This is a genomic window from Burkholderia ubonensis (genome assembly GCF_902833085.1).
Taxonomy (GTDB): Bacteria; Pseudomonadota; Gammaproteobacteria; order Burkholderiales; family Burkholderiaceae; genus Burkholderia; species Burkholderia ubonensis.
Window position 1 is genome coordinate 797,156 of record NZ_CADFEB010000002.1, and the last position, 23,492, is coordinate 820,647.

Below are 23,492 nucleotides of genomic sequence, written 5' to 3' on the forward strand. Positions count from 1 at the left end.
ATAATGCCCCGCAGAATTACAACGACTCGAAGCGGGAATAACATTTCATGAGCCAGATGACGGGGTTGGGAAGGGCGTGCGCGTTGCTCGCACTGCTCGGAGGCATGCAGGGCGCATTCGCGCAAGGGTTGGCCGGCACCGCGAGCCCGGCCGCGCAGCCGGTGGAGCCGGCGTCGGCGCCGGTCGCGGCGGTTCCGGCGCTCGACGCGCAGGCGCAAACGCCGATTCAGGCCGGTGATGCGACCGGTCCGAGCACGGTGGACGAGCTGCAGCGCCAGATCCAGGCGCACACGCTGACGGAGATGCGCACGAACTACAACGGCAGCTACGGCGCGAGCCTGCTGTTCAACGTGAAGGACGGCGCGTATTTCGTCGCGCTGTTCCAGCAGAAGGCGTTCTGGCGCGTGATCAAGACCTACAGCGAGGTTCGGGCGGAGGGGATCTACCGCGACTTCTCGCGGCAGGCCGAGCATCTGGCCGTCAACGAACTGCGCGCGGCGAAGCTCGAATCGCAGAAGGCGCAGACGGATCGCCAGATCGAGGTCACGCAGGAGCGGGCGAAGCGTCTGCAGGCGGACTTGTCGATTGCGCGCGAGCAGCAGGCGGCCGTCACGGATCGCCAGAAGACGGTGCGCAGCGAGACCGCGGCGCTGCAGGCGCAGCAGGCCGAACTGCAGGCGCAATTGCGCGCGCTGAAGCAGCAGGTGCGATCGTTGCAGCATGAGGCCTACGCCGGCTTGCCGCACGTGCGTTGAGCGTCGCGGTGTGCGGCATGCGACAGCATGCCGCGGCGGCGCGACGAAGAAAAAAGGGCAAACCCGCGGGTTTGCCCTTTTTGCGTTATTGGCCGTTACTGGCCGTCCGGCACGATCCGGCGGCGGCGGGTGACGATCACCGGCCCGTTATTGCTGCGCGATTCCGACGGCGCGGAGGAGGCGGGCGAGTCGCCGGCGTCACGCGGGGCGCCGTAGTTTTCACGAGGCTCGCGCGGTGCGCCGTAGCTTTCACGCGGCTCGCGCGGTGCGCCATAGCCTTCGCGCGGCTCGCGCGACCCGTAGTCGCCACGCGATTCGCGGGAGCCGCCGTGCGAGCCGTACGGGCTGTGTCCGCCGCCTTCACGGCCGCCCGGACGCCCGCCGCCGCCCGGGCGCGGGCCGCGCGGGCCGCCGCCGCCCGGACGCGAACCGCCGGTGTCGAGCTGGATGGTGGAAATCGCACGCTTGTAGATGCCCTGCAAACCCACGGGGGTGCGCAGCATCACCAGGTACTGGTCGAACGACTCGATGCATCCCGTCAGGCGAATGCCGTTGACGAGATAGATTTCAACGCGCTTACGTTCCTTGCGCGCGGAATTGATGAAGTCGTTTTGCGGATGGGATTCTGCGGGATTGGCCATTGAGATGCGGCAGGAGCCTGCGTCAGAAGTATGTTGTGCGTGTGTGTGGCGTGGAATCCACAAGGTATTTGTGCGGGATTCTACCCTGTTCGATCCCGATGCGCGCGCTCACGATTGTGTCGAACCGTAACCCACTATAGACGGTTCCAGGCGTTTCCGCGATTCGGCCAAACGGCCATCGCCGTTTTGTTACGTCGCGTTACGACTCTCGCAGCGCCGTTGCACCTGAGCGCGCGCCGCTCCACTACAGTCTCCGCGCACGCCGGCAAGCCGGCATCTCGGAGGTCCAGAACATGAACAAGAGGCGAATGGCAGGGTGGATAGCGGCGGGCATCGCGCTGCTGGCGTCCGGCAGCGCGATGGCGGGGCACGTCGACGTCGGGATCGGCATCGGCGTGCCGGTCGCACCGGTCTATGTCGAGCCGGCGCCGGTCTATGTCGCGCCGCAGCCGGCGGTGGTCGCGTATCCGGGCTACGGGTACGACTATTACGGCGATGACGACGACGACCGCTACCACAAGTGGCGCAAGCACTACTACAAGCACTGGCACAGGCACCACGACGACGAGGACGATTGAGCGCCGCACGCGCCGGCGCCTTCGCGCCGGCGCGCGTCAGAACGCGTAAGCCGGATTCTTCGGGTCGAACGCGGCTTCGTCGAATGAAGCCGGCGCGATCTTCTCGATGACGATCCGCTCGAACAGCCGCCCGTCGTTGTCATACGATTCGACGGTCCGGAACCACGGCTCGTGCAGATCGAGCCCCAGCACTTCCTTCTTCGCATGGAACTGCGGCCGGCCGGTCGGCGTCTCGTAGGTCAGCGCGACGACGCGCACGCCGCCGACCGTTTTCGCTTCCACATGGGTCGGGCGCTCCACGCCGGCTTCCTGGTACTTCTTCCCCTCGCTCAGGTACAGGTTCGCGATGAACTCGGTGCCGAGATCCTTCACCTGGTGATTCGATTGCGCACGCGCGAGCGCGCCGTCGAGCGCCGTCCACATCGGCACCTTGCCGAGCAGGCCGCCGAGGTGGCCGATCATCTCGTCCTTGCGCCGCGTCGTGTCGTAGATGATTTCCTGGCCGGCATGCGCACCGTCCGGCAGCCATTTCGCGTAGACCTTCAGCGGGTCGCGCGTCGTCTTGACGATCATGCGATCGGGCGTGTCCGACCATTTCCCGCTGATGCGCTCCTGGCGCACCATCGTGAACTGGTACGACGGATAGCCGTTCGGACCGTTGCGGATGTATTCGGGCACCGCGAGCGGATCGAGCGCGGTGAACAACGCGGTGAGCGTCGCGTCGTCGAGCTTCGCGAGCGTGCCCTGCTGCGCGGCGCTCCGCAGCCAGCGTGCCTGCCGGGCGGCGGGTTCGCGGGTCACTTTCGCGAGCTCGGCGGGCAGCGCGGCCGTATCGTGCGCCGCGCCTTCCGCGCCGCCGGCCTGCTGCGCGCGCACGCCGGGCTGTGCGAGCGCCAGCGCGCCGGCGAGCGCTGCGGCGGCCGCGTGCCGGCCAAGCCGCTTCGCGCGCCGCTGGATTTCCTCGTTCATCGCTCGACCTCCCGGGACGACGTGGATTCAGCCTTGCCTGCCGGCCTTGAGCTTCGCGAGCTCCTCGTCGCGCAGCGCGCGGCGCAGGATCTTGCCGACGTTGGTCTGCGGCAGCGCATCGCGGAACTCGACGAGCTTCGGCATCTTGTAGCCGGTCAGGTTCTTGCGGCAGTGCGCGAGCACGTCGTCGGCGGTCAGCGTCGGGTCGCGCCGGACGACGAACACCTTGATCCGCTCGCCGTGCACTTCGTCAGGAATGCCGATCGCGGCGGCCTCGCTGATGCCCGGGTGCATCACCAGCACTTCCTCGATCTCGTTCGGGTACACGTTGAAGCCCGACACGAGGATCATGTCCTTCTTGCGGTCGATCAGGCGCACGAAGCCGCGCTCGTCCATCACGCCGATGTCGCCGGTGCCGAGCCAGCCGTCGGCGTCGATCACCTTCGCGGTTTCCTCGGGGCGCTGCCAGTAGCCGCGCATCACCTGCGGGCCGTGCACGCACAGCTCGCCCGGCTCGCCGATGCCGGCCCAGGTGCCGTCCTCGCGCCGCAGGCGCACGACGGTCGACGGCGCGGGCAGGCCGATCGAGCCGCTGAACGCGGCCATGTCCTGCAGGTTCACCGGGTTCATCGTGACGATCGGCGAGCATTCGGTGAGCCCGTAACCCTCGATCACCGGCCGGCCCGTCACCTGCTGGAAGCGTTCCGCGACCGCGCGCTGCATCGCCATGCCGCCCGCCATCGCGAGCTTGAGCTTCGAGAAGTCGCGCTTGCGGAATTCCTCGTTGTCGAGGAACGCGTTGTACAGCGTGTTGATGCCGGTGATCCCCGTGAAGGTCTCGTGACGGATGATCTTCATCACCATGTTCGTGTCGCGCGGGTTCGCGATCAGGATGTTGCGTCCGCCGAGGCCCATGAAGATGAACGCGTTCACGGTCAGCGAATAGATGTGATAAAGCGGCAGCGGCGTGAGCACCGTCTCGATGTCGCCCGTCACTTGATCGGCGATCCACGCCTTGGCCTGCAGCAGGTTCGCGATCAGGTTGCCGTGCGTGAGCATCGCGCCTTTCGCGACGCCCGTCGTGCCGCCCGTGTACTGCAGGAACGCGAGGTCGTCGCGCGTCAGCGGCACGGGCTGCGGCTTGCCGCGCGCGCCGAGCGCGAGCGCCGCGCGCAGCCGCACGGCCTGCGGCAAGTGGTAGGCGGGGACGAGCTTCTTCACGTGCTTCAGCACGACGTTGATGAGCCGGCCCTTCAGGTTCAGGCCGTCGCCGAGCAGGTCGCCGAGCGCGGTGACGACCACGTTCTTCACCTGCGTTTGCGGCAGCGCATCCTGCAGCGTGCGCGCGAAGTTCTCGAACACGACGATCGTCTGCGCGCCGCTGTCCTTCAACTGGTGCGCGAGCTCGCGCACCGTGTACAGCGGATTGACGTTGACGACGATCGCGCCGGCCTTCAGCGTGCCGAACAGCGCGACCGGGTACTGGAACGTGTTCGGCAGCATGATCGCGACGCGGTCGCCGGGCTTCACGCCGAGGCCCTGCAGGTACGACGCGAATGCGGCGACCTTCCGCGCGAGCGCGCCATAAGTCATCGACGCGCCGGCGCTCACGTACGCGACGCGGTCCGCGAACTGCGTCGTGCATTCGTCGAAGAACTGCACGAGCGACGCATACCGCGTGACGTCGATTTCGTGCGGCACGCCGGGCGGATACGACGCGTACCAGATGCCGTCGGTGTTCGGCGGCGTCTGCGTGGCGGCCGGCGCTGCGGGAGAGGGCATGGGAGGCTCCTGGATCTTGATCTCGAGGGTAAGGCAGACGGCGTGCGGCGCGGCTGCGAGTTGCAGCCGCGCAAGGCAGCCGCCGTCAGGTGGCGTGATGCAGCGTCGTGTCGGCGGTCGGCGTGTCGGCGGGCGCGACCGGCGTGACGGGCACCGAGGGCACCGCGGGCACGAGGTCGTTCGCGCCCGCGTCGTCGAGCACCGCCGCGAAGATCGCGAGCTGCGCGCTGTCGGGCAGCGGCGCCTTCAGCGCGGCGACGATCAGCGACGACAGCCGCGCGATCATCTGCACGTCGTTCATCTTGCGGCCTTGCGAGAACTCGTCTATCAGGCTCTCGGTCTCGGCGCCCGCGAGCGCGCCGGACAGCGCGCCGATCGCGAAGTGCAGCCGCCAGCCGAGCTCCGCGCGCGGCAGGCTCGGCAGCGCGCGCTGGAACGCGTCGAAGAAGCGGACCGCGACGCTCGCGTAATGCGCGGTCAGGAAGTTGCGCACGAACGGCGACGGGTCGGTGTATGCGCGGCCGATCAGCCGCAGGAATGCGCGGCCGCCGCGCTCCGGATCGCGCGATGCCTTCAGCGCGGGGATGAACATCGCGCCGAGGACGTGCTCGCACGTGACGTGCGCGCCGAGCTGCGCGTCGAAGTGATCGAGGATGCGCAGCCGCTCCTGGTTGAGCTGATCGAGCCGCCGCGACAGCATCGCGTGGATCAGCGCTTCCTTGCTGCCGAAGTGATAGTTGACCGCCGCGAGGTTGACTGCCGCGCGCGACGTGATCTGCCGCATCGACATTGCCTCGAAGCCGTGCTCGACGAACAGATCCTCGGCCGCATCGAGGATGCGCGCCTTCGTTCCGCCGGTTTGCCGGTTGCCCGACGGCCGCCCCGCGGACGGCCGTCCCACCTGACCCGCTGCCATGTTCCGCCTCCCATGCCGACTCGCGCGGACGCGAACCGGCGATTCGAATTTGTAATTCAAACAAGCGTTTTTATTAAGATAAAAAGGCGTGGGCCGCGCGGGCAAGCGCTGAATCTGGACAGAAACCTCTAGATCGATGTGCAGGTGCGGAAAGATTGCCGCGCGGCCTCAGCAGGTCGGGCCGCACGGCATGGTGCGTCGCGTCATCCCGCCCGTTCAGCCGACGGCGCTACGCGTATTGACGGATTGCGTCATGTCGACGCCCCGTCGTTCCGGGCTGAACATGATCAGGACTGCGATCACGATCGCGACGGTGCCGCACACGAGCGCGAGCGCGAAGCTGTAGTTGTTGCCGTGCGAGACCGCGACCGACGCCTGCATCGTCGCGTTGCCGGACGCGAGCAGGTTGCCGAGCTGGTACACGAAGCCGGGGAACGTTGCGCGGATTTCGTCGGGAGAGATCTCGTTCAGGTGGACCGGAATGATGCCCCATGCGCCCTGGACCGAGATCTGCATCAGGAACGCGCCGGCGGCGAGCGCGAGCGGGCCGCTCGAGTAGGCCCACAGCGGCAGCACCGGCAGCGCGATCAGCGCGGCGACGAGGATCGAGCGGCGCCGGCCGAATTTCTCGGAGGCCGCGCCGAAGGTCAGCCCGCCGACGATCGCGCCGATGTTCAGCACGATCGTGATCCACGACACGGTGTGCGGATCGAAATGATGCTGCTCGCGCAGGAAGGTCGGATACAGGTCCTGCGTGCCGTGCGAGAAGAAGTTGAACGCCGTCATCAGCACGACCGCGTAGATCGCGAGCTTCCAGTTCTGCTGCAGCGTGGTCGAAAGACGTGGGCGAGTGCGCTGCTCCATCTGCTTCCAGGCCGGCGATTCGGGCACGCTCGTGCGCACGTACAGCACGAGCAGCGCCGGCAGCACGCCGACCATGAACATCCCGCGCCAGCCGATGTATTGGTAGAGGATGCCGAACACGACCGACGCGAGCAGGTAGCCGCTCGGGTAGCCGGCCTGCAGCAGCCCCGACACCGCGCCGCGCGCATGGGTCGGCACGGTCTCCATCGTCAGCGCGGACCCGACGCCCCATTCGCCGCCCATCGCGACGCCGAACAGCGCGCGCATCACGAGCAGCGCCGCGAGGCTCGGCGCGAAGCCGGACGCGAGCTCGAGCAGCGAGTAGCACGCGATGTTGATCATCAGCGTCGGGCGGCGGCCGTAGCGGTCGGCGAGCCGGCCGAAGATCAGCGCGCCGAGCGGGCGCATCGCGAGCGTCAGCGTCAGTGCGAACGCAACGGCCGGGATGGTCGAATTGAACTCGGCCGCGATGTCCTTCAGCACGAAGACCATCAGGAAGAAATCGAATGCGTCGAGCGTCCAGCCGAGATAGGCGGCGATCGTGACGTTGCGTTGCTCACGGGTCCAGCTCATGGCGGACGTCTCCTGGTTGGCGTGCGCCGTGCGGATTCGCGTGCCTGCGCCGCCCGGCCGGCGCGCTGCGCGGGGGCATCCATCGAGTGTAGGTCGCCGCGTCGCGCGACGCGGCCGAATCGGGAATAATCCCTACGAAACGGTCTGTTTCCGGCGGCGCAATGCCTGCGCGCGACGTTTCGGAACGGCCGCTGTAGTGTTTTTGTAATTCGACGGCGCGCGCGTGCGCCGGCTCAGGAGTCCCGATGACCGCATGTCCCGCCGCTGCGCTGCCCGCGCTCGAAACCGCCCGCCTGTGGCTGCGCCCGCGCGTGCTCGCGGATCTCGACGCGTGCCTGGCGATGGACCGCGATCCCGAGGTCACGCGCTACATCGCCGGGCCGTGGCACGACCCGGTCGAGCACCGCCGCTTCGTCGAGCACCGGATCACGCGCGACTATCCGCCGGGGCTCGGCTACTGGTCGATCTTCGAGAAGGCCGCGCCGGATGCGTTCGTCGGCTGGGTGCTGCTGATTCCCGACTACGTGGGCGGCGCGCGCGACGTGGAGATCGGCTGGCGGCTCGTGCGCAACGCGTGGGGGCGCGGCATCGCGAGCGAAGCCGCGGCGGCCCTCGTGCGCCACGCGTTCGACGCGGTGCGCCTGCCGCGCGTGATCGCCGACATCGCGGCGGCCAACGCCGGCTCGCTGAACGTCGCGCGCAAGCTCGGCATGCGCCGCGTCGGCATCGTGCAGGACGGCATCCCGTACATGCGCTACCGGCTCGAGCGCGACGATCTGCGCAGGTAGCGGCCGCGCATCGGCATGCGGTTGTCATGGATCGTCAAATCCGCGCAGGCGAGGGATGCGCGGTATTAACGCCGTGCGGGTTCAGGAGTATCGTTGCCGGAATTTGTCTACAGAGGGCTCGATCATGTCACCCGGCCACGATGTTCACATCATTCCCGTCAAGCTCGACGCGCTGCGCCCGACCCAGATGACGGTCGGCTATCGCGAGGTGAAGGCGAAGCGCAAGCACTGGAAGTCGCTCGGCAAGCGCGAACGCAAGGCCGCGATCGATTCGCACTGGTTTCCCGCGGTCATCGGCCCCGACGGCCGGCATTACATCACCGATCACCATCATCTCGGCCTCGCGCTGATCGAGGAAGGCGAGACGACCGTGAGGGCGATGCTGCTGAAGGACCTGTCGTGGCTCGACGAGACGATCTTCTGGCGGATGATGGAGCACAACCAGTGGGTGCACCCGTTCGACACGGACGGCGCGCGCCGCGATTACACGGATCTGCCGCAGGTGCTCACGGGGCTCGAGGACGATCCGTACCGCAGCCTCGCGGGCGAGCTGCGCACCGCGGGCGGCTATGCGAAGGACGCGACGCCGTTCAGCGAATTCCTGTGGGCCGACTATCTGCGGCTGCACGTGACACCCGACCAGATCCGCAAGAACTTCGACAAGGCGCTCGACGCCGCGATGAAGCGCGCGCACGAGCAGGACGCGCGCTACCTGCCCGGCTGGTCGGGCGTCATCGTCACGAAAGCCTGACCGCCGAGCGATGCCGACCGCCCGTACACCGCAAGTCCGTCCCGACGCCGGCCCGCAGCACGCCGACCATTTCGCCGCGCTCGGCGAGGCGCCGCCGCCGCGCGCGCAGCGCATCGGCCGCGACGCGCTGGCCGGCGTGTCGATCGCGGGCCTGCTGATTCCCGAGGCGGTCGCCTACGCGGGGCTCGCGAACCTGCCGCCGCAGGCCGGCCTGATCGCGCTGCTGTCGGGGCTCGTCGTCTACGCGCTGACGGGCAGCAGCCGCTTCGCGATCGTGTCGTCGACGTCGTCGTCGGCCGCCGTGCTCGCGGCGACGGTGTTCGCCGAATCGAGCATGGGGCTCGCCGCGCAGCTCGCGCTCGCGGCCGCGCTCGTCGCGATGACGGGCGTGCTGTTCATCCTCGCGGGCGCGCTGCGGCTCGGCGGCATGTCGGACTTCGTCGCGCGGCCCGTGCTGCGCGGCTTCACGTTCGGGCTCGCGCTGACGATCGTCGTCAAGCAGCTGCCGAAGATCCTCGAGATCAAGGTGCAGCACAGCGATGCGCCGCGCGTCGCGTTCGACCTGATCGTGGGCGCCGCGCACGCGAATCTCGCGAGCGTCGCGCTCGGCGGCGGCGCGCTCGCGCTGCTGTTCGCGCTCGGGCGCCGCTCGCGCGTGCCGGCGACGCTGGTCGTGATCGTGCTGTCGATCGCGGCCGGCTACGTGGTCGACTGGCAGCGCTACGGGATCGCGATCGTCGGCCACATCGACTTCCAGCACGTCGCGTTCGGGCTGCCGGATCTCGATCGCAATGCATGGCTGCAGACCGCCGAGCTAGGGTTCGCGCTGATGCTGATCCTCTACGCCGAATCGTACGGCTCGATCCGCAATTTCGCGCTGAAGCACGGCGACAGCGTGTCGCCGAACCGCGACCTCGTCGCGCTCGGCTGCGCAAATCTCGTGTCGGGGCTATTGCACGGGATGCCGGTCGGCGCCGGCTATTCGGCGACCTCCGCGAACGAGGCGGCGGGCGCGCAGTCGCGCCTCGCCGGGCTGTGGGCGGCCGGCGTGATCGCGCTGATCGTGTGGCTGCTGCTGCCGCAGCTGTCGCGCACGCCCGAGCCGGTGCTCGCGGCGATCGTGATCTTCGCGGTCAGCCATTCGCTGCATCCGTCGGTGTTCCGGCCGTACTGGACCTGGCATCGCGACCGGCTCGTCGTGATCGCCGCGCTGCTCGCGGTGCTGGTGCTCGGCGTGCTGCACGGGCTGCTCGCCGCGATCGGCGTGAGCCTGCTGCTGACGCTGCGCAAGCTGTCGGAGCCGAACGTGAGCGTGCTCGGCCGGCTGCGCGACAGCCACGACTTCGTCGACGTATCGATCCACGAGGACGCGCAGCCGGTGCCCGGCGTGCTGATCGCGCGGCCGGAGGCGCAACTGTTCTTCGCGAACGCGGACCGGATGCTGAACCGCGTGCGCGCGCTCATGAAGGCGGCGCCGGACACGCACACGGTGCTGTTGAGCCTCGAGGAGACGCCCGACGTCGACGGCACGACGATCGAGTCGCTGCGCACGTTCGCCGCGGAATGCGCGGCGCGCGGCCAGCGCTTGGCGATGGTGCGCCTCAAGCTGCATGCGCTGCACGCGCTGCATCGCGCGGCGGACGAGACGCTGCGCGCCGACGCGATGTCCGAGCTGAGCGTCGACGAGAGCCTGCAGCAGCTGCAGGCGTCGGGCCGCACGGCGACGGCCGACGCCTGACGGCGTCAGCGCACGTCGAGCACGTCGAAGCGATACGCGATCTCGAGCGGCCGCGCCGGATCGAGCGTGACAGCGGTCGCCACGCCGCGCGCGTTGATCGGGTTCGGCGCGAGCGATGCCGCGCAACCCAGCTCGAACGCGCTCGCCACCGGCTCGACGCCGACGCAGAGATTGCGCCCGTTCCACGGCGCGTAGGTCCTGCCGCGATTGCTGATCCACAGCAGCAGCGACGGCAGCACGGCGGCATCCCACGTCAGGCGGCAGGCCGTGCCGGCCACCTCGTCATGCAGCGTCACGCCGCCGTCGATCCCGCACAGCTGCACGATTTCCTCTGTCGCGTCCGCGAACGGCAGCCGGTCGAACGCGCGATGGCCGCCGGCGGCGAGCGGCACCCGGTCGAGGGTTTCGAACGTCGCGCCGGGGCGGCCGAGCGACACGCCGGGCTCCGGTCCGCCCGGATGCACGACGCCGAAGCGGAACGCGTCCGGCTCGATGCGAAACGCGCCCGCGAGCGCGGGCAGCGCGAGATTCGGATGCAGGCCGATCGGGCGGCGTGCACCGGCGCGCGCATCGATCCGCAGCACGACGTCGAGCGCGGGGCGGTGCGGGTCGGCGCGGATCGTGCGCGTGAGCCGCGCGATCGGCGAGCCGGCCGGATAGTCGAGCGCGATCTCGATGTCGAGCGCGCCGCGCCGCACGCAGGACCATTGGCCGATGCAGCCGTAGCCGTGCTGCAGGTCGTCGCTCGGGTCGAGCGGCGCATCGTGTGCGGCGACGGGCGTTGCGACCGCGTCGCGCCAGCCTTCGGCGAGACCGTCCGCCGGCAGCCTGTCGCCTGCGTACGGCACGCCGAACGGCACGCACACGAATTCGCTGCGCATCACGCCGAGCAGGCCGTCGGGCCGGGGCGCGGGTTCATCGAGCCACGGCGGCTCGTAAAACGGCCGGACGATGCGATCGCCGATGACGAACGCGACGCCGCCGAGCATGCCGCCTTGCGCATGCACGTCGAACGCGCCGTGCGCCCATTCGAAATGCCAGACAGATTCAGATTCCATGAGATCGGTGCGTGAGTGCTCAGAGCGTTGAAGGCGGCGCGGCCGGTCAGTTTTCTTCCTCGCGCCAGCACGTGCCGTGCCGCGCGAGCAGCGCGCTCGCCGGCGCGGGGCCCCAGCTGCCGGCCGCGTACGGCTTCGGCGCGGGTGCGCGCTGCGCGGCGTCGGCGAGGATCGGCGCGACCCAGCGCCATGCGGCTTCCTGTTCGTCGCGGCGCACGAACAGCGCGAGGCGTCCCGCGATCACGTCGAGCAGCAGGCGCTGATAGGCTTCCATCCGGTTTTGCTGGAAGAAGCGGTCGAACGCGAGATCGAGATGCACGCCCTGCAGCGACATGCCGAGCCCCGGCTGCTTCGCGAGCGTGCTGAGCCGGATCGCTTCGTCGGGCTGCAGGCGGATCGTCAGCCGGTTCGAGCCGGGCCGCAGCGCCGCGGCGCCGAGCGCCGAATGCGGCACCGGCCGGAAGTTGACGACGATCTCGGCCACGCGATCGGCGAGCCGCTTGCCGGTGCGCAGGAAGAACGGCACGCCGGCCCAGCGCCAGTTGTCGACCTCGGCCTTCAGCGCGATGAAGGTCTCGGTGGCGCTGTCGGCCGCGATGCCCGGCTCGTCCCGGTAGGCCGGCACGGCCGCGCCGCGCACCGCGCCCGCGCGATACTGGCCGCGCACGACGCTGCGGGCAATGTCGTCGCCGGCGAGCGGCTTCAGCGCGCGCAGCACGCGCAGCTTCTCGTCGCGCACCGCGTCCGCGTCCATCGATTGCGGCGGTTCCATCGCGATGATCGCGAGCAGTTGCAGCAGGTGGTTCTGCACCATGTCGCGCAGCGCGCCGGTCTGGTCGTAGAACGCGCCGCGTCCGCCGACGCCGAGCTCTTCCGCGACGGTGATCTGGATGTTCTCGATCCATTCGCGCCGCCACAGCGGCTCGAACATCACGTTGCCGAAGCGCAGCGCGAACAGGTTCTGCACCGCTTCCTTGCCGAGGTAGTGGTCGATCCGGTAGATCTGCTCCTCGCTGAAGATCGTGCCGACCGCATCGTTGATCGCGGCCGACGACGCGAGGTCGTAGCCGAGCGGCTTCTCGAGCACGACGCGCGACGACGACGGCGCGAGGCCCGCCGCCGCGAGCGAGCGGCAGATCGGCACGAACAGCGACGGCCCGGTCGCGAGGTAGAAGATGCGCCGGCCCGGAGTCGGCTCGAGCGCGTCGCGCAGGCGCGCGAACGCGTCCGGACGGCTCGCGTCGAGTTCGACGTAGGCGAGCCGCTCGACGAAGCCGTGCCATGACGCCGCGTCGAACGATGCGGCATCGACGTGCGGGCGCACGGACGCATCGACCCAGCGCAGGTAGCCGGCATGGTCGAACGGATTCTGCGCGACCGCGACGATGCGTCCGGCGCTCGCGAGCAGGCCGTCGCGATGCGCGGCGTACAGCGCCGGCAGGATCTTGCGCATCGCGAGGTCGCCGGTGCCGCCGAACAGCACGAACGCGAACGCGGACGGGTCGCGCGATGCAAAGGCGTGGGCAGCGTTCATCGCGGCAGACTCGCGGCAATGCTCGACGCGTCGAGCCGTTCGGCCACTTCGGCGGCCGTCGGCGCATAGGCGCCCGGATGCGCGCACGCGACCGCCGCGCACGCGGCCGCGTAGCGCAGGTGCTCGGCGGCCGGCGCGTCGGGGCGCGTGAGCAGGCTCGCCATCCAGCCGCCGACGGTCGCGTCGCCGCAGCCGACGGTATCGGCGACCTCGGTCGGGAACGCCGGCTGGAACAGCGTGTCGCCGCCGTGGAACAGCTGCATGCCGGCCGCGCCGCGCGTGACGAGCACGGCCGCTTCGGGCGCCCACGCGCGCAGTTGCGCGATGGCGGCGGCCTCGTCGAGCTCGGGGAACAGGCCGAGCAGGTCTTCGTCGGACACCTTGATGGTGTCGGCGAGGCCCGCCAGCCGGCGCAGCGTCGCGCGGTACGACGGATCGGCCATCGGCGCGCGGAAGTTCGGGTCGAACGAGATCCGCTTGCCGGCCGCGCGCGCGGCCTGCGCGATGTCGATGAGGCGCGCCGCGAGCGGCTCGCGCACGACGCCGAGCGAGCCGACGTGCACGATGTCCGCCGCCTCCAGCGCGCCGGCGGGCAGGGCGGCCGGGTCGAACGCGAGATCGGCGCTGTTCTCGCCGATGAAGAAGTAGTTCGGCGGCCGCTTCGACACGACCATCGCGAGCAACGGCGCGCGGTCGACCTGCCGGATGAAGCGCATGTCGAGTCCGGCTTCGGCGCTCTTGCGCATCAGCTCGTCGCCGAAGATGTCGCGGCTGACCGTGCCGGCGAAGCCGGTCGGCACGCCGAGCCGGGCGCCGACGCGCGCCACGTTCCAGCACGAACCGCCGGCGACGCTGTGCCAGTGCTGCGCGTCGTCGCGGATGAAATCGGTCAGCGCTTCGCCGAATACGACCAGGCGGGGAAGGTTCGTCGTCATGTCTGGGCGTCACGCCGCGAGCTCGCGCCGTGCCTTGTTGCGGTTGTTCGGTTGAGGGGAGCCGTCGTGCGACCGGGCCGGCGCGGGCGCGGTGCGGTCCGCGCCCGCGCCGGGCAGGTCAGTGCGGCGCGCTCCAGCCCTTGTAGCTCTTCACGTTGTCGCGCGTGATGAGCGTGGGCTCGATCAGGATCATCGGGTTGGCGGGCTTCTGGCCGTTCATGATCCCGTAGCCGACGTTCACGGCCTGCTGCGCCATCGCCCACGGGTCCTGGCTGGACGACGCCTGCACGAGCGTGTTGCTCTTGAGCGCGGTCTCGATGTCGGGCGCGCCGTCGACCGACGTGATCACGATGCCGGTGCGGCTCAGCTGCTTCGCGGCGAGATCGCTGCCGACGGCCTGCGGATCGTTGATCGTGAACACGCCGTCGAGCTTCGGAAAGCGCGTCAGGTAGCCCTGCATCGCGTTCATCCCGCCTTCGCGCGAGCCCTTGCCGTCCTGGTCGGCGGACAGCAGCTTGATGCCCGGATTCTTCGCGAGCACGGCCTTGCAGCCGTTCACGCGATCGACCACCGCCGACACCTGCGGGCCGTTCTCGATGATCACGTTGCCCTTGCCGTTGAGCTTCTTCGCGAGGAAGTCGCACGCGAGCTCGCCGGCCCTCACGTTGTTGGTCTGCACGGTCGCGTTCGCGCCGGCCGCCGCGACGTCGACCGCGATCACCGTGATGCCGGCCGCCTGCGCCTTCTTCACCGCGGGCTCGATCGCCTTCGGATCGGCCGCGTTGAGCAGGATCATGTCGACGTGCGCGGAGATGAAGTTGTCGATCTGCGTGAATTGCTTGTTCAGGTCGTAGTCGGCCGACACGGCCGTGACCTTCGCGCCCGGGTTGATCTGCTTCGCGCGCGCCTCGGCGCCTTTCGCGATCGTGACGAAGTACGGGTTGCCGAGCGAGCCGACCGTGATGCCGATCGACTTCAGCGGCTTGTCGGCCGCGTGCGCGGCGGCCGTTGCGAACGCGAGCGCGCAGGCGATGCCGGTCAGGACAGCTTGGGGCTTGAACATGTCGTTGTCTCCGTGAGGTCCGTTGGACGGCGGGCGCAGGAGGACCTGCCTGCGCCCCGATGGATGAAAGGGGGCGCGTCAGGTGCGGGCCGAGTCGCGCTGGCGATAGCGGTCGAGCGCGACCGCGCCGATGATCACGAGCCCCTTGATGATGTATTGCCAGATGTCGGACACGCCGAGCAGCACGAGCCCGTTGGTCAGCACCGCGATGATCAGCGCGCCGATCAGCGTGCCGACGATCGAGCCGACGCCGCCTACGAAGCTGGTGCCGCCGAGGATCACCGCGGCGATCGCGTCGAGTTCGTACGACTGGCCGAGCTGCAGGCCGTTGGCCGCATAGAGCCGCGCGGCCGACATCACCGCGCCGAGGCCGGCGAGCAGGCCCGACGCCGCGTAGACGAACAGCTGGATCGCGCGCACGTTGATGCCCGACAGGCGCGCCGCTTCCGGGTTGCCGCCGACCGAGTAGATCCGCATGCCGAGCACGGTGCGGCGCAGGATGAACCACGATGCGACGATCACCGCGCCGGCGATCACGACGAGCCACGGCACGCCGAGGATCGAGCCGTTGCCGATGAACGCGAACGGCAGTTGCGGGTTGAAGATCGTCGTGTCGTTGCCCATCAGCCGCGCGACGCCGCGCACGGCGGTCAGCGCGCCGAGCGTGACGATGAACGGCGGCAGGCGCAGCAGCGCGATCAGCCCGCCGTTGATCACGCCGAACACGAGGCCGACCGCGAGCGCGGCCGGCACGCCGAGCCAGCCCCAGTTCGGGATGTTCGACGCGAGCAGCGCGGCGACCGCCGCGGCCGCGAGCACGGAGCCGACCGACAGGTCGATGCCGCCGGTCAGGATCACGAACGTCATCCCGGCGGCGAGCACGATGTTGATCGACGCCTGCTGCGTGACGATCGACAGGTTCTGCAGCGTGAAGAAGCCGTCGGTCAGGAAGCCGAAGCCGACGCACAGGATCAGCAGGACCGGCAGCATGCCGGCGGTGCGCATCAGCGATTGCATGCGCGCGCGGTGCTCGCCGAGCCGCACCTGCGGCGCGCGCTCTTGTACCGGATGGGCCGGCGCGGAAGCGAGGTTCCGCTGCTTGGTCGGGTTGATCATTTCGGTAGCCTAAACGTAAGGTGGAAAATAAGCGGCGGTGCTCAGTGAGCGAGCCCCGGTTCCGTTTGCGAGCCGGTGGCGAGCGCGATGATCGCTTCCTGCGTGATCGGCGCGCCGGTATAGCCGCCGAGTTCGCCGGCGATCTCGCCTTCGCGCATCACCAGCACGCGGTCGGCGACGCCGATGATTTCCGGCAGCTCGCTCGAGATCACGATCACGCCGACGCCCGCGCGGGCGAGCTCGTTGATGATCCGGTAGATCTCGGATTTCGCGCCGATGTCGACGCCGCGGGTCGGCTCGTCGAGGATCAGCACGCGCGGCTTCGTTTCGAGCAGGCGCGACAGCAGCACCTTCTGCTGGTTGCCGCCCGACAGCGCGCCGACGTTGACGTTCGCGTGCGGCACGCGGATCGACAGCGACGCGATCGCGTCGCGCGCGCGCGTTGCGCCGCGCGCGAGATCGAGCTTGCCGAGCCGGGCGTCGCGGCCGCACACCGAGATGTTGATGTTGTCGCGCACGCTCATGTCGAGGAACAGGCCCTGGCGCTTGCGGTCTTCGGTCAGGTAGACGAGGCCGGCGTCGATCGCGTCGCGCGGCGAGTGCGCGCCGAAGGTTCGCGCGTCGATCGTCACGTCGCCGCGCGTGCGCGGCTCCGCGCCGAAGATCAGCCGCGCGAGCTCGGTGCGGCCCGCGCCGACGAGCCCCGCGATGCCGAGCACTTCGCCCGCGTGCAGGTCGAGGCTGCAGCCGCGCACGCGGCCGCCGTCCGCGACGTCGCGCACCGACAGCAGCAGGTGCCCGCGGTCGTACGGCGCATGTTCCTTCTTGTAGAAACCCGAGATGTCGCGGCCGACCATCATCCCGACCAGCCGCTCGGCCGACAGCGACGCGCGCTCGAGCGTGCCGACGTAGGTGCCGTCGCGCAGCACCGACACGCGGTCGGACAGCTCGTAGATTTCCGCCATCCGGTGGCTGATGTAGATGATCGCGAGGCCTTCCTCGCGCAGTTGGCGGATCAGCCGGAACAGGCGCTCGGTCTCGCGCGACGACAGCGGCGTCGTCGGCTCGTCCATCACGAGGATTCGTGCGCGCGTGTGGACGGCGCGCGCGATCTCGACCAGCTGCTGCTCGGCGATCGACAGCGTGCCGACCGGCGTGTCCGGCCCGAACGTCGCGCCGAGCCGCGTGAGCACGTCCCGGCAGCCGCGCGACATCGCCGCGCGGTCGATCGTGCCCCAGCGGCGGTTGCCGCGCCGCAGCTCGCGGCCGACGTAGATGTTCTCCGCGACCGTCAGGTTCGGCGCGAGGCACAGCTCCTGGTAGATCACCGCGACGCCCGCGTCGCGCGCGGCGAGCGGCCCGTCGACGTCGATCCGCGCGCCGTCGATCAGGATCTCGCCGCCCGCGTCGGCCTGGTACGCGCCCGACAGGATTTTCATCAGCGTCGACTTGCCCGCGCCGTTTTCGCCCATCAGCGAATGGATCTCGCCGGGATAGACGGTCAGGCTCACGTTGTCGAGCGCGCGCACGGCCGGGAACGTCTTGCTGATCCCGCGCATCTCGAGCAGCGGACGGGGCGACTCAGATCGCGACATGGTTGACCTCCTGCGATTGCGCGCCTGCACCCTTGAGGATGCCGGCCCGCGGGGAGAAGTTGAAGAACATCGGCAGCGTCGCGGCGCCGATCGCGCCGGCGTCCGCGCCGAACGTGCCGCGCACCAGCGTCGGCGTGCCGCGCGCCTCCGGCGCGGTCGCGACGAGGGCGGCGCGCAGGCGGGTCGTTACCGCGTCGATCAGGCCGGCGTCGGTGTCGGCGTCGAGCACGACGACCGGCGCGTCGACCACGCACAGCACCGCGCGCAGCGCCGGCGCGAGCGCGTCGACGCAATCGTCGATCCATTCGTCGACGGCCGGCAGGCCGCGCGCGATGCACGCTTCGAGGTCGGCGCGGTTGTCGACGCGCTCGCCGCTGTGGCGCAGGTGGCGCACCAGCGCGTGCAGCGACGCGCGCGCGAGCAGGATGTCCCACGGGCCGCGCGGCGGCGGCGCCGACGGCAGGCGGCTCGGCGGCACCGGCATCACGCCGATGTCGCCCGCGTTGCCGGTGACGCCGCGCAGGCAGTCGCCGTCGATCGCGATTCCGCCGCCGATCGCGGGCCCGATGAAGAGATAAATGAAATCGTCCTGCTGGCGGCCGACGCCGTAGAACAGCTCGGCGATCGCGGCCGCGTTGCCGTCGTTCTCGCCGAACACCGGCAGCGCCACCGCGCGCCCGAGCTCGCTCGCGAAATCGACGTCTTCCCACGGGCGGAACGTGTCGGGCGCGAGGCCGAGCTCGCGCATCCAGCTGCCGAGGTTGTACGGCTGCGCGACGCCGATGCCCGTCAGGCGCTCGCGCTCGTGCGCGGGGAGGAGGGCCTGCATCGCGTCGATGTCGCGCCGGACGATCTCGAGAACCTCGGCGGGCGGCGGCAGCAGCGTGTCGTGCGTGACGCGGCCGAGCACGTCGCCGGCGAAGTTGACGAGCGCCGTCTCGATGCGCATCCGGTCGAGGTGGACGCCGATGCCGAACGCGCCGCGCGGGTCGAGCCGGATCAGCGACGCGGGCTGGCCGCGCTGGCCTTCGACGCGGCGGCCGGTGAATTCGATCAGCTTCGCGTCGACGAGCGACGTGATGATGCTGCCGACGGCCGTGCCGGTCATGTTCGCGAGACGCGCGAGATCGGCCTTCGACGCGCTGCCCGCGCGACGCAGGGTCTTCAGCAGCAGGCGCTCGTTGTAACGGCGCACGTTGGCTGAATTGCTGCCCTGGCCGATATGCGGGCTTCGCATGGCGTCTCCTTCCATGGCGCCGGTATCCGACGCATTAAATAAATCACGTTGATTTATTTAACCGCGAGGCGATCGGCATGTCAGCCTAGGGAAATCCCGGGCAGGGGGTGGGAGCGCGGGCACCCAACAGGAAAACTGCCTGGAGAAGATCGGCTCGTACGCGAAGATGGCGCGAGACGGTGTGCGAGATGAAGGAGGCCGGCATGCAGCCGGTTTTTCAGGGGAGAGGGGCTAGGACGAAGCACGCAGGCGCTTTGCTTCCTGGGCGCGGAAATGAAAAAAGGCCAGCTTGCGCTGACCTTTTTTGAAATCAAGTGGTGCCCAGGAGAGGACTCGAACCTCCACGATGTTGCCACCGCTAGGACCTGAACCTAGTGCGTCTACCAATTCCGCCACCTGGGCACGTTTCGCTTGGTGCTGCATTCGCGAAAGACAGCAATTATAGAGCAGTTGCGAAGGCTGTCAACAGGTTTTTTGCACCCGCTCAAAAAACATCGGCGTGCGCGTCGGACGACGTCGCGCGCTCGGCGAGCGTCACGTAGTCGCCCGACACCGTGCGCTCGACACGCGCGTCGACGCGGTATGCACGTCGCAGGTTCGCGGGCGTCAGCACGTCCGCGACGCCGCCGTCGGCCACCACGCCTTCATGGCCGAGCAGCACGAGACGCTCGCAGAAGCGGGCCGCGAGATTCAGGTCGTGCATCGCGACGAGCGCAATCGCGCCGCGCCGCGTGACCGCATCCCGCATTGCCTCCAGCGCAAGCAGCTGCCAGCGCAGGTCGAGCGCGCTCGTCGGCTCGTCCAGCAGCAGCAGCGGCGTATCGCGCACCAGCACCTGCGCGAGTCCGACCATCTGGCGCTGTCCGCCCGACAGCCGGTCGAGCGGCGTCGTCGCGAGCGCATGCAGGTTCAGCTGCGCGAACACGCGTTCCAGGCGGGCATCCTGCGCGTCGGCCGACAAGCCGCCGCAGGTCGCGCGCAGCGCGCCGCGCACCGCCTCGTAGACGAGCAGCGACGTCGGCTGCGGCAGCGTCTGCGGCAGGTAGCCGACGCGGCGCATGTGGTCGCGGCGCGCACCGCGCAGCAGGTCGTGCCGGTCGAGCGTCGCGTCGCCGCGCGCGGCGACGAGGCGGGCGAGCGCGCGCAGCAGCGTCGATTTGCCCACGCCGTTCGGGCCGAGCAGCGCGACGGCGCTGCCGGGCGGCACCGGCCGCAGCGACAGCCGCGCGAGGATCGTGCGCGCGCCGTACGCGACGTCGAGGCCGTCGATGCGCAGCGCCTGTGGCAGCTTATCCATCGAGCCTCCTGCGGCGGCTGATCAGCGTCATGAAGAGCGGCACGCCGACGAGCGCGGTGATGATGCCGATCGGCAGCACGACGCCCTCGACGAGCGTCTTGCTGAGCACCGACGCGGCCGACAGCATGATCGCGCCGGCGAGCGCCGCGCCGGGCAGGTAGTGGCGGTGGTCGTCGCCGACGAGCAGCCGCGCGACGTGCGGGCCGACCAGGCCGACGAAGCCGATCGTGCCGACGAACGACAGCGCGGTCGCCGACAGCAGGCTGATGCGCACGAGCGTGACGAGCCGCAGCCGCTCGACCGCGATGCCCATGCTGCGCGCCTGCTCCTCGCCGGCGCGCAGCGCGGTCATCGACGCGACGCCCGGCGCGCTCCACAGCACGCTGGCGGCGAGCACGCACGCGAGGATCGCGATCTTGCTCCAGGTCGCCCGCGCGAGGCTGCCCATGCTCCAGAACACGATCTGCTGGAGCGCGTTCGCATCGGCGATGAACTGCAGCAGCCACAGCAGCGCCTCGAAGCTGAACATCAGGCCGATGCCGAACAGCACGACGGTTTCGGTCGTCGCGCCGTGCCGCCACGCGAGCCAGACGATCAGGAGCGTCGCGGACAGCGCGCAGCCAAACGCGCCGAGCGACAGCGCGAGGTTTTCGTTCCACAGCACGAGGTGCCAGCCGGAGATCACGACCAGCGACGCGCCGACGCTCCCCGCCGCGGCGATGCCGAGCGTGAACGGACTCGCGAGCGGGTTGTTCAGCACGGTCTGCATCTCGGCGCCGGCGAGCCCGAGCGCCGCGCCGACCAGCACCGCCATCAGCGCGTAGGGCAGGCGCACGTTCCACAGGATCACGCGCTGCTCGAGCGGCAGCGCGTCCGGACGGAACAGCCCGGTCACGATATCCGCGACCGGAAACGACGACGGACCGGTCGCGATGTCGACGACCAGCAGCGCGACGAGCACGCAGGCCAGCAACGCGAGCGCGCCGACGCGCCGCGCGGCGATCGCACGGTAGCGGACCCGCAGCGACGCGGACGGGACGGGGGCGGCGACGCTCATGCGGCGTCCTCGCCCTGGCCCGGTGCGCACGCGAGACGCACCGCGAGCGCGGCGCTCGGCATCACGACGCCGCCGTGATCCTCGCCGTCGATCAGCCGGAACGTCGCGGCGAGACCGGGGCGGCGGCCCACGCGCTGCACGAAGTCGCGGGCCGAGCTGACCTGCTTGCGCGCCTGTTGCCGGCGCATGCGCTCGGGGTCAGGGTTCGGCGCGCCTTCCTCGAGGCTGCCCGCGGTCACGACGACGCGCAGCGCCGGGTCGAGCGGCGCCGCCTGCGCGGCGAAGCGGTCGGCATACGGCAGCAGCGCGCGCTCGCCCCACCAGATCGACGGGCTCGCGGCGACGTAGCGCCGGAACAGGTGCGGGCGCGTCAGCAGCGCGTACAACGTCAGCAGGCCGCCGTACGAGTGGCCGAACAGCGTCTGCCGGCCGGCGTCGATCGGCCACTGGCGCGCGAGCCACGGCTGCACGTCGTGTTCGATGAAGTCGAGAAAGCGGTCCGCGGCGAGACCCTGTCCGCCCGGCAGCGGCGCGAGCGTGTAGTCGTCGGCGCGCGCCTGCATGTCGTACGGCGCGTCGGTCGGATAGCCGATGCCGATCACGATCGGTGCCGGTTCGCGCGCGGCGTCGGGCCGCGCCGCGAGATTGCGCGCGAGCGGCGCGGCGAGCGGGAACAGCGCGTTGCCGTCGAGCACGACCAGCACCGGATGCGGCCCGCGCGCCGAGCGCACGGCCGGCAGCGCGACGAACAGGCGGCGGGTCCGGCCGGCGACCGTCACGTCGAACTGGTGGCTGGCGGGGAGCCGGACGGGCGGCGCGTCGGCGGCGGCCGGCCATGCCGACGCATGCGAGGCCTTCGACGCGGCGCCGGCGCACGCGCCGCGGGTTGCGAGCGCGCCCGCGAGGCCGGCGAACAGCAGGCCGCGACGCATGGGAAGCACGGGGGAGGGATGCCCGCTCATGTCACGACCCTTCCTGAATCCAGTATTCGCCGTTCAGCGCAACCGGCTGGAAGCGGCGCACCATCGTGTCGAACGTGCGGCGCGGATCGAGATCCGCGAACAGGTCCGGATGCAGCCACTTCGCCATCGCCTGCACTGCGACGACGTTGAACGGCGAGTTGTAGAAGTGATGCCAGATCGCATACGCGCGACGTTCGCGCACCGCGCGCAGCGGCGCGATCGTCGGGCGCTGGAGCGCGCGGTCGAACGAGCGCACGGCCGCGTCCCGCGACACGCCGGCGCCGAGCGCGATGCGCTGCGGCGCGCTCTGCAGCGTGCGGGCCGAGCCGATCCCGGTGCCGATGTAGAAATCGGGCTGGCGGCTCAGCAGGTATTCCGGGTTCAGCGTGCCGTGCTCGCCCGGCACGCGGCCTTTCGCGACGTTGTCGCCGCCGGCCGCATCGAGCAGCTTGCCGAGCATGCCCGTCATCGTTTCGCAGCAGTCGCTCGACAGGCCGACGCGGCTTTCGAGGAACACCGTCGGCGCGGCGGGGCGGGCCGTCTTCAGGCGGGTGCGGACGAGGTCGAGCTGCTCCTGCCAGGACGCGTTGAAGTCGGCCGCGCGTTGCGGCGCGCCGAACACCTGGCCGAGCACCGCGATGCTGCGCGGCGTGTTGACGAGCGGATCGTGGCGGAAATCGACGAACACGATCGCGACGCCCGCGGCTTCGAGCCGCGCCAGCGTCTCGCGATCGCGCTCGCCGGGCCCGTGGCCGCCGCCGAGCCCGAAGATCGCGACCTGCGGCCGCAGCGCGAGCGCGCGCTCGTCGCTGAAGCTGCCGGCCTGCGAGCGCCCGATGCGCGGGACGTCCTTCAGCCGCGGAAAGCGCTCGAGCCATTGCGCGTAGCTCGCCGGATCGAGCTGCTCGAAGTCGCCCATCATGCCGACGAGGCGGCGCGCCGGGTCGCCGGCGTCGACGATCGCGAGCGCCGGCAGCAGCCGTCCTTCGCCGAGCAGCACGCGCTCGACGCGCGCCGGAATCCGGACCTGCCGGCCGGCGAGGTCGGTGACGGTCGTTGTGTCCGCATGCGCGGCGTGCATCAAGAGCCAGCCGCACAGCCAGATGCCGAGCGTGGCCCACATTCCGCTTGTCTTTCTCACGCTACTCCCGATACGATATAAATGAGAACAATTCTCATTTAATTGTAACCGAGAGACGGGGCCGGAGCGGACGCTGTCCGTTTGACCGAACGACTAAATAGTTTGCGCGAGCACCGACCGCGCACGGGGGTATCCGAGATGA

21 protein-coding genes and 1 tRNA gene are annotated in these 23,492 nt (G+C 69.9%); 5 read left to right on the forward strand and 17 right to left on the reverse strand.

Annotated features, from left to right (window positions below; translation table 11 throughout):
• The first annotated feature begins 47 nt into the window (after positions 1–47).
• Positions 48–755 carry a DUF2968 domain-containing protein gene (locus HWX31_RS07630; protein WP_174964222.1) on the forward strand — a complete coding sequence of 236 codons (708 nt, stop codon included), beginning with the start codon at positions 48–50 and terminating at the stop codon, positions 753–755.
• A gap of 95 nt (positions 756–850) precedes the next feature.
• On the opposite strand, the gene hfq is transcribed toward HWX31_RS07630, so the two are convergent.
• Entirely contained in the window at positions 851–1,396 is a 546-nt protein-coding gene (gene hfq / locus HWX31_RS07635; RefSeq protein WP_174964231.1) for an RNA chaperone Hfq, read from the reverse strand.
• A 293-nt stretch (positions 1,397–1,689) separates the two neighbouring features.
• Between hfq and HWX31_RS07640 the strand changes: the two genes are divergently transcribed.
• Positions 1,690–1,974 (forward strand): PXPV repeat protein, encoded by a 285-nt coding sequence (locus HWX31_RS07640; RefSeq protein WP_174964221.1) that lies wholly within the window; start codon positions 1,690–1,692, stop codon positions 1,972–1,974.
• 36 nt (positions 1,975–2,010) lie between these two features.
• Here HWX31_RS07640 and HWX31_RS07645 read toward each other — a convergent pair whose 3' ends face one another.
• From HWX31_RS07645 to HWX31_RS07660, 4 genes are all read right to left on the reverse strand, one after another.
• Complete coding sequence (locus HWX31_RS07645) at positions 2,011–2,943, reverse strand: DUF1571 domain-containing protein (protein ID WP_174964220.1); 933 nt, start codon at positions 2,941–2,943, stop codon at positions 2,011–2,013.
• A 27-nt stretch (positions 2,944–2,970) separates the two neighbouring features.
• The gene (locus HWX31_RS07650; protein WP_174964219.1) at positions 2,971–4,725 is read right to left on the reverse strand and encodes an AMP-binding protein; all 1,755 of its coding nucleotides are present in this window, start codon (positions 4,723–4,725) and stop codon (positions 2,971–2,973) included.
• Between the two features lie 85 nt (positions 4,726–4,810).
• Positions 4,811–5,641, reverse strand: a complete 831-nt coding sequence (locus HWX31_RS07655; RefSeq protein WP_174964218.1) for a TetR/AcrR family transcriptional regulator — start codon at positions 5,639–5,641, stop codon at positions 4,811–4,813.
• 216 nt (positions 5,642–5,857) lie between these two features.
• Positions 5,858–7,078 (reverse strand): MFS transporter, encoded by a 1,221-nt coding sequence (locus HWX31_RS07660; protein ID WP_174964217.1) that lies wholly within the window; start codon positions 7,076–7,078, stop codon positions 5,858–5,860.
• A 245-nt stretch (positions 7,079–7,323) separates the two neighbouring features.
• On the opposite strand from HWX31_RS07660, the gene HWX31_RS07665 reads away from it, so the two are divergent.
• The 3 genes from HWX31_RS07665 (at position 7,324) to HWX31_RS07675 (ending at position 10,355) form a co-directional block, all read left to right on the forward strand.
• Positions 7,324–7,866 (forward strand): GNAT family N-acetyltransferase, encoded by a 543-nt coding sequence (locus HWX31_RS07665; RefSeq protein WP_174964216.1) that lies wholly within the window; start codon positions 7,324–7,326, stop codon positions 7,864–7,866.
• A gap of 124 nt (positions 7,867–7,990) precedes the next feature.
• The gene (locus HWX31_RS07670) at positions 7,991–8,617 is read left to right on the forward strand and encodes a ParB-like protein (protein ID WP_174964215.1); all 627 of its coding nucleotides are present in this window, start codon (positions 7,991–7,993) and stop codon (positions 8,615–8,617) included.
• Between the two features lie 10 nt (positions 8,618–8,627).
• A complete protein-coding gene (locus HWX31_RS07675) occupies positions 8,628–10,355 on the forward strand; it encodes a SulP family inorganic anion transporter (RefSeq protein ID WP_174964214.1) in 1,728 nt (575 codons plus the stop codon).
• A gap of 5 nt (positions 10,356–10,360) precedes the next feature.
• On the opposite strand, the gene HWX31_RS07680 is transcribed toward HWX31_RS07675, so the two are convergent.
• The 12 genes from HWX31_RS07680 to HWX31_RS07735 form a co-directional block, all read right to left on the reverse strand.
• Positions 10,361–11,413: an aldose epimerase family protein gene (locus tag HWX31_RS07680; RefSeq protein ID WP_174964213.1), complete on the reverse strand. Its 1,053-nt coding sequence runs from the start codon at positions 11,411–11,413 to the stop codon at positions 10,361–10,363.
• Between the two features lie 46 nt (positions 11,414–11,459).
• The gene (zwf, locus tag HWX31_RS07685; protein WP_174964212.1) at positions 11,460–12,947 is read right to left on the reverse strand and encodes a glucose-6-phosphate dehydrogenase; all 1,488 of its coding nucleotides are present in this window, start codon (positions 12,945–12,947) and stop codon (positions 11,460–11,462) included.
• On the reverse strand, positions 12,944–13,882 hold the full coding sequence (locus HWX31_RS07690; RefSeq protein ID WP_174964211.1) for a carbohydrate kinase family protein: 939 nt from the start codon (positions 13,880–13,882) through the stop codon (positions 12,944–12,946). Before HWX31_RS07690 ends, zwf begins: the two co-directional genes overlap by 4 nt.
• A gap of 118 nt (positions 13,883–14,000) precedes the next feature.
• Entirely contained in the window at positions 14,001–14,945 is a 945-nt protein-coding gene (locus tag HWX31_RS07695; RefSeq protein WP_174964210.1) for an ABC transporter substrate-binding protein, read from the reverse strand.
• Between the two features lie 78 nt (positions 14,946–15,023).
• Positions 15,024–16,061 carry an ABC transporter permease subunit gene (locus tag HWX31_RS07700; RefSeq protein ID WP_174964209.1) on the reverse strand — a complete coding sequence of 346 codons (1,038 nt, stop codon included), beginning with the start codon at positions 16,059–16,061 and terminating at the stop codon, positions 15,024–15,026.
• 41 nt (positions 16,062–16,102) lie between these two features.
• On the reverse strand, positions 16,103–17,656 hold the full coding sequence (locus HWX31_RS07705) for a sugar ABC transporter ATP-binding protein (protein WP_174964208.1): 1,554 nt from the start codon (positions 17,654–17,656) through the stop codon (positions 16,103–16,105).
• Positions 17,643–18,893 carry an ROK family protein gene (locus HWX31_RS07710; protein ID WP_174964207.1) on the reverse strand — a complete coding sequence of 417 codons (1,251 nt, stop codon included), beginning with the start codon at positions 18,891–18,893 and terminating at the stop codon, positions 17,643–17,645. Before HWX31_RS07710 ends, HWX31_RS07705 begins: the two co-directional genes overlap by 14 nt.
• A 315-nt stretch (positions 18,894–19,208) precedes the next feature.
• Positions 19,209–19,295 (reverse strand) — tRNA-Leu (locus HWX31_RS07715).
• Between the two features lie 82 nt (positions 19,296–19,377).
• Positions 19,378–20,190: an ABC transporter ATP-binding protein gene (locus HWX31_RS07720; RefSeq protein ID WP_059619757.1), complete on the reverse strand. Its 813-nt coding sequence runs from the start codon at positions 20,188–20,190 to the stop codon at positions 19,378–19,380.
• Complete coding sequence (locus HWX31_RS07725; RefSeq protein WP_174964206.1) at positions 20,183–21,247, reverse strand: FecCD family ABC transporter permease; 1,065 nt, start codon at positions 21,245–21,247, stop codon at positions 20,183–20,185. The genes HWX31_RS07720 and HWX31_RS07725 overlap by 8 nt, the downstream gene beginning before the upstream one ends.
• Positions 21,244–22,179 carry an alpha/beta hydrolase gene (locus HWX31_RS07730; protein ID WP_174964205.1) on the reverse strand — a complete coding sequence of 312 codons (936 nt, stop codon included), beginning with the start codon at positions 22,177–22,179 and terminating at the stop codon, positions 21,244–21,246. Before HWX31_RS07730 ends, HWX31_RS07725 begins: the two co-directional genes overlap by 4 nt.
• Before the next feature lie 31 nt (positions 22,180–22,210).
• Positions 22,211–23,332, reverse strand: a complete 1,122-nt coding sequence (locus tag HWX31_RS07735; RefSeq protein WP_059619751.1) for an ABC transporter substrate-binding protein — start codon at positions 23,330–23,332, stop codon at positions 22,211–22,213.
• Between the last annotated feature and the right edge of the window lie 160 nt (positions 23,333–23,492).

Coding starts and splice junctions, on each gene's coding strand:
- HWX31_RS07630 (WP_174964222.1), top strand. CDS start 48: ATGAGCCAGATGACGGGGTTGGGAAGGGCGTGCGCGTTGCTCGCACTG.
- hfq (WP_174964231.1), bottom strand. CDS start 1,396: ATGGCCAATCCCGCAGAATCCCATCCGCAAAACGACTTCATCAATTCC.
- HWX31_RS07640 (WP_174964221.1), top strand. CDS start 1,690: ATGAACAAGAGGCGAATGGCAGGGTGGATAGCGGCGGGCATCGCGCTG.
- HWX31_RS07645 (WP_174964220.1), bottom strand. CDS start 2,943: ATGAACGAGGAAATCCAGCGGCGCGCGAAGCGGCTTGGCCGGCACGCG.
- HWX31_RS07650 (WP_174964219.1), bottom strand. CDS start 4,725: ATGCCCTCTCCCGCAGCGCCGGCCGCCACGCAGACGCCGCCGAACACC.
- HWX31_RS07655 (WP_174964218.1), bottom strand. CDS start 5,641: ATGGCAGCGGGTCAGGTGGGACGGCCGTCCGCGGGGCGGCCGTCGGGC.
- HWX31_RS07660 (WP_174964217.1), bottom strand. CDS start 7,078: ATGAGCTGGACCCGTGAGCAACGCAACGTCACGATCGCCGCCTATCTC.
- HWX31_RS07665 (WP_174964216.1), top strand. CDS start 7,324: ATGACCGCATGTCCCGCCGCTGCGCTGCCCGCGCTCGAAACCGCCCGC.
- HWX31_RS07670 (WP_174964215.1), top strand. CDS start 7,991: ATGTCACCCGGCCACGATGTTCACATCATTCCCGTCAAGCTCGACGCG.
- HWX31_RS07675 (WP_174964214.1), top strand. CDS start 8,628: ATGCCGACCGCCCGTACACCGCAAGTCCGTCCCGACGCCGGCCCGCAG.
- HWX31_RS07680 (WP_174964213.1), bottom strand. CDS start 11,413: ATGGAATCTGAATCTGTCTGGCATTTCGAATGGGCGCACGGCGCGTTC.
- zwf (WP_174964212.1), bottom strand. CDS start 12,947: ATGAACGCTGCCCACGCCTTTGCATCGCGCGACCCGTCCGCGTTCGCG.
- HWX31_RS07690 (WP_174964211.1), bottom strand. CDS start 13,882: ATGACGACGAACCTTCCCCGCCTGGTCGTATTCGGCGAAGCGCTGACC.
- HWX31_RS07695 (WP_174964210.1), bottom strand. CDS start 14,945: ATGTTCAAGCCCCAAGCTGTCCTGACCGGCATCGCCTGCGCGCTCGCG.
- HWX31_RS07700 (WP_174964209.1), bottom strand. CDS start 16,061: ATGATCAACCCGACCAAGCAGCGGAACCTCGCTTCCGCGCCGGCCCAT.
- HWX31_RS07705 (WP_174964208.1), bottom strand. CDS start 17,656: ATGTCGCGATCTGAGTCGCCCCGTCCGCTGCTCGAGATGCGCGGGATC.
- HWX31_RS07710 (WP_174964207.1), bottom strand. CDS start 18,893: ATGCGAAGCCCGCATATCGGCCAGGGCAGCAATTCAGCCAACGTGCGC.
- HWX31_RS07720 (WP_059619757.1), bottom strand. CDS start 20,190: ATGGATAAGCTGCCACAGGCGCTGCGCATCGACGGCCTCGACGTCGCG.
- HWX31_RS07725 (WP_174964206.1), bottom strand. CDS start 21,247: ATGAGCGTCGCCGCCCCCGTCCCGTCCGCGTCGCTGCGGGTCCGCTAC.
- HWX31_RS07730 (WP_174964205.1), bottom strand. CDS start 22,179: ATGCGTCGCGGCCTGCTGTTCGCCGGCCTCGCGGGCGCGCTCGCAACC.
- HWX31_RS07735 (WP_059619751.1), bottom strand. CDS start 23,332: ATGTGGGCCACGCTCGGCATCTGGCTGTGCGGCTGGCTCTTGATGCAC.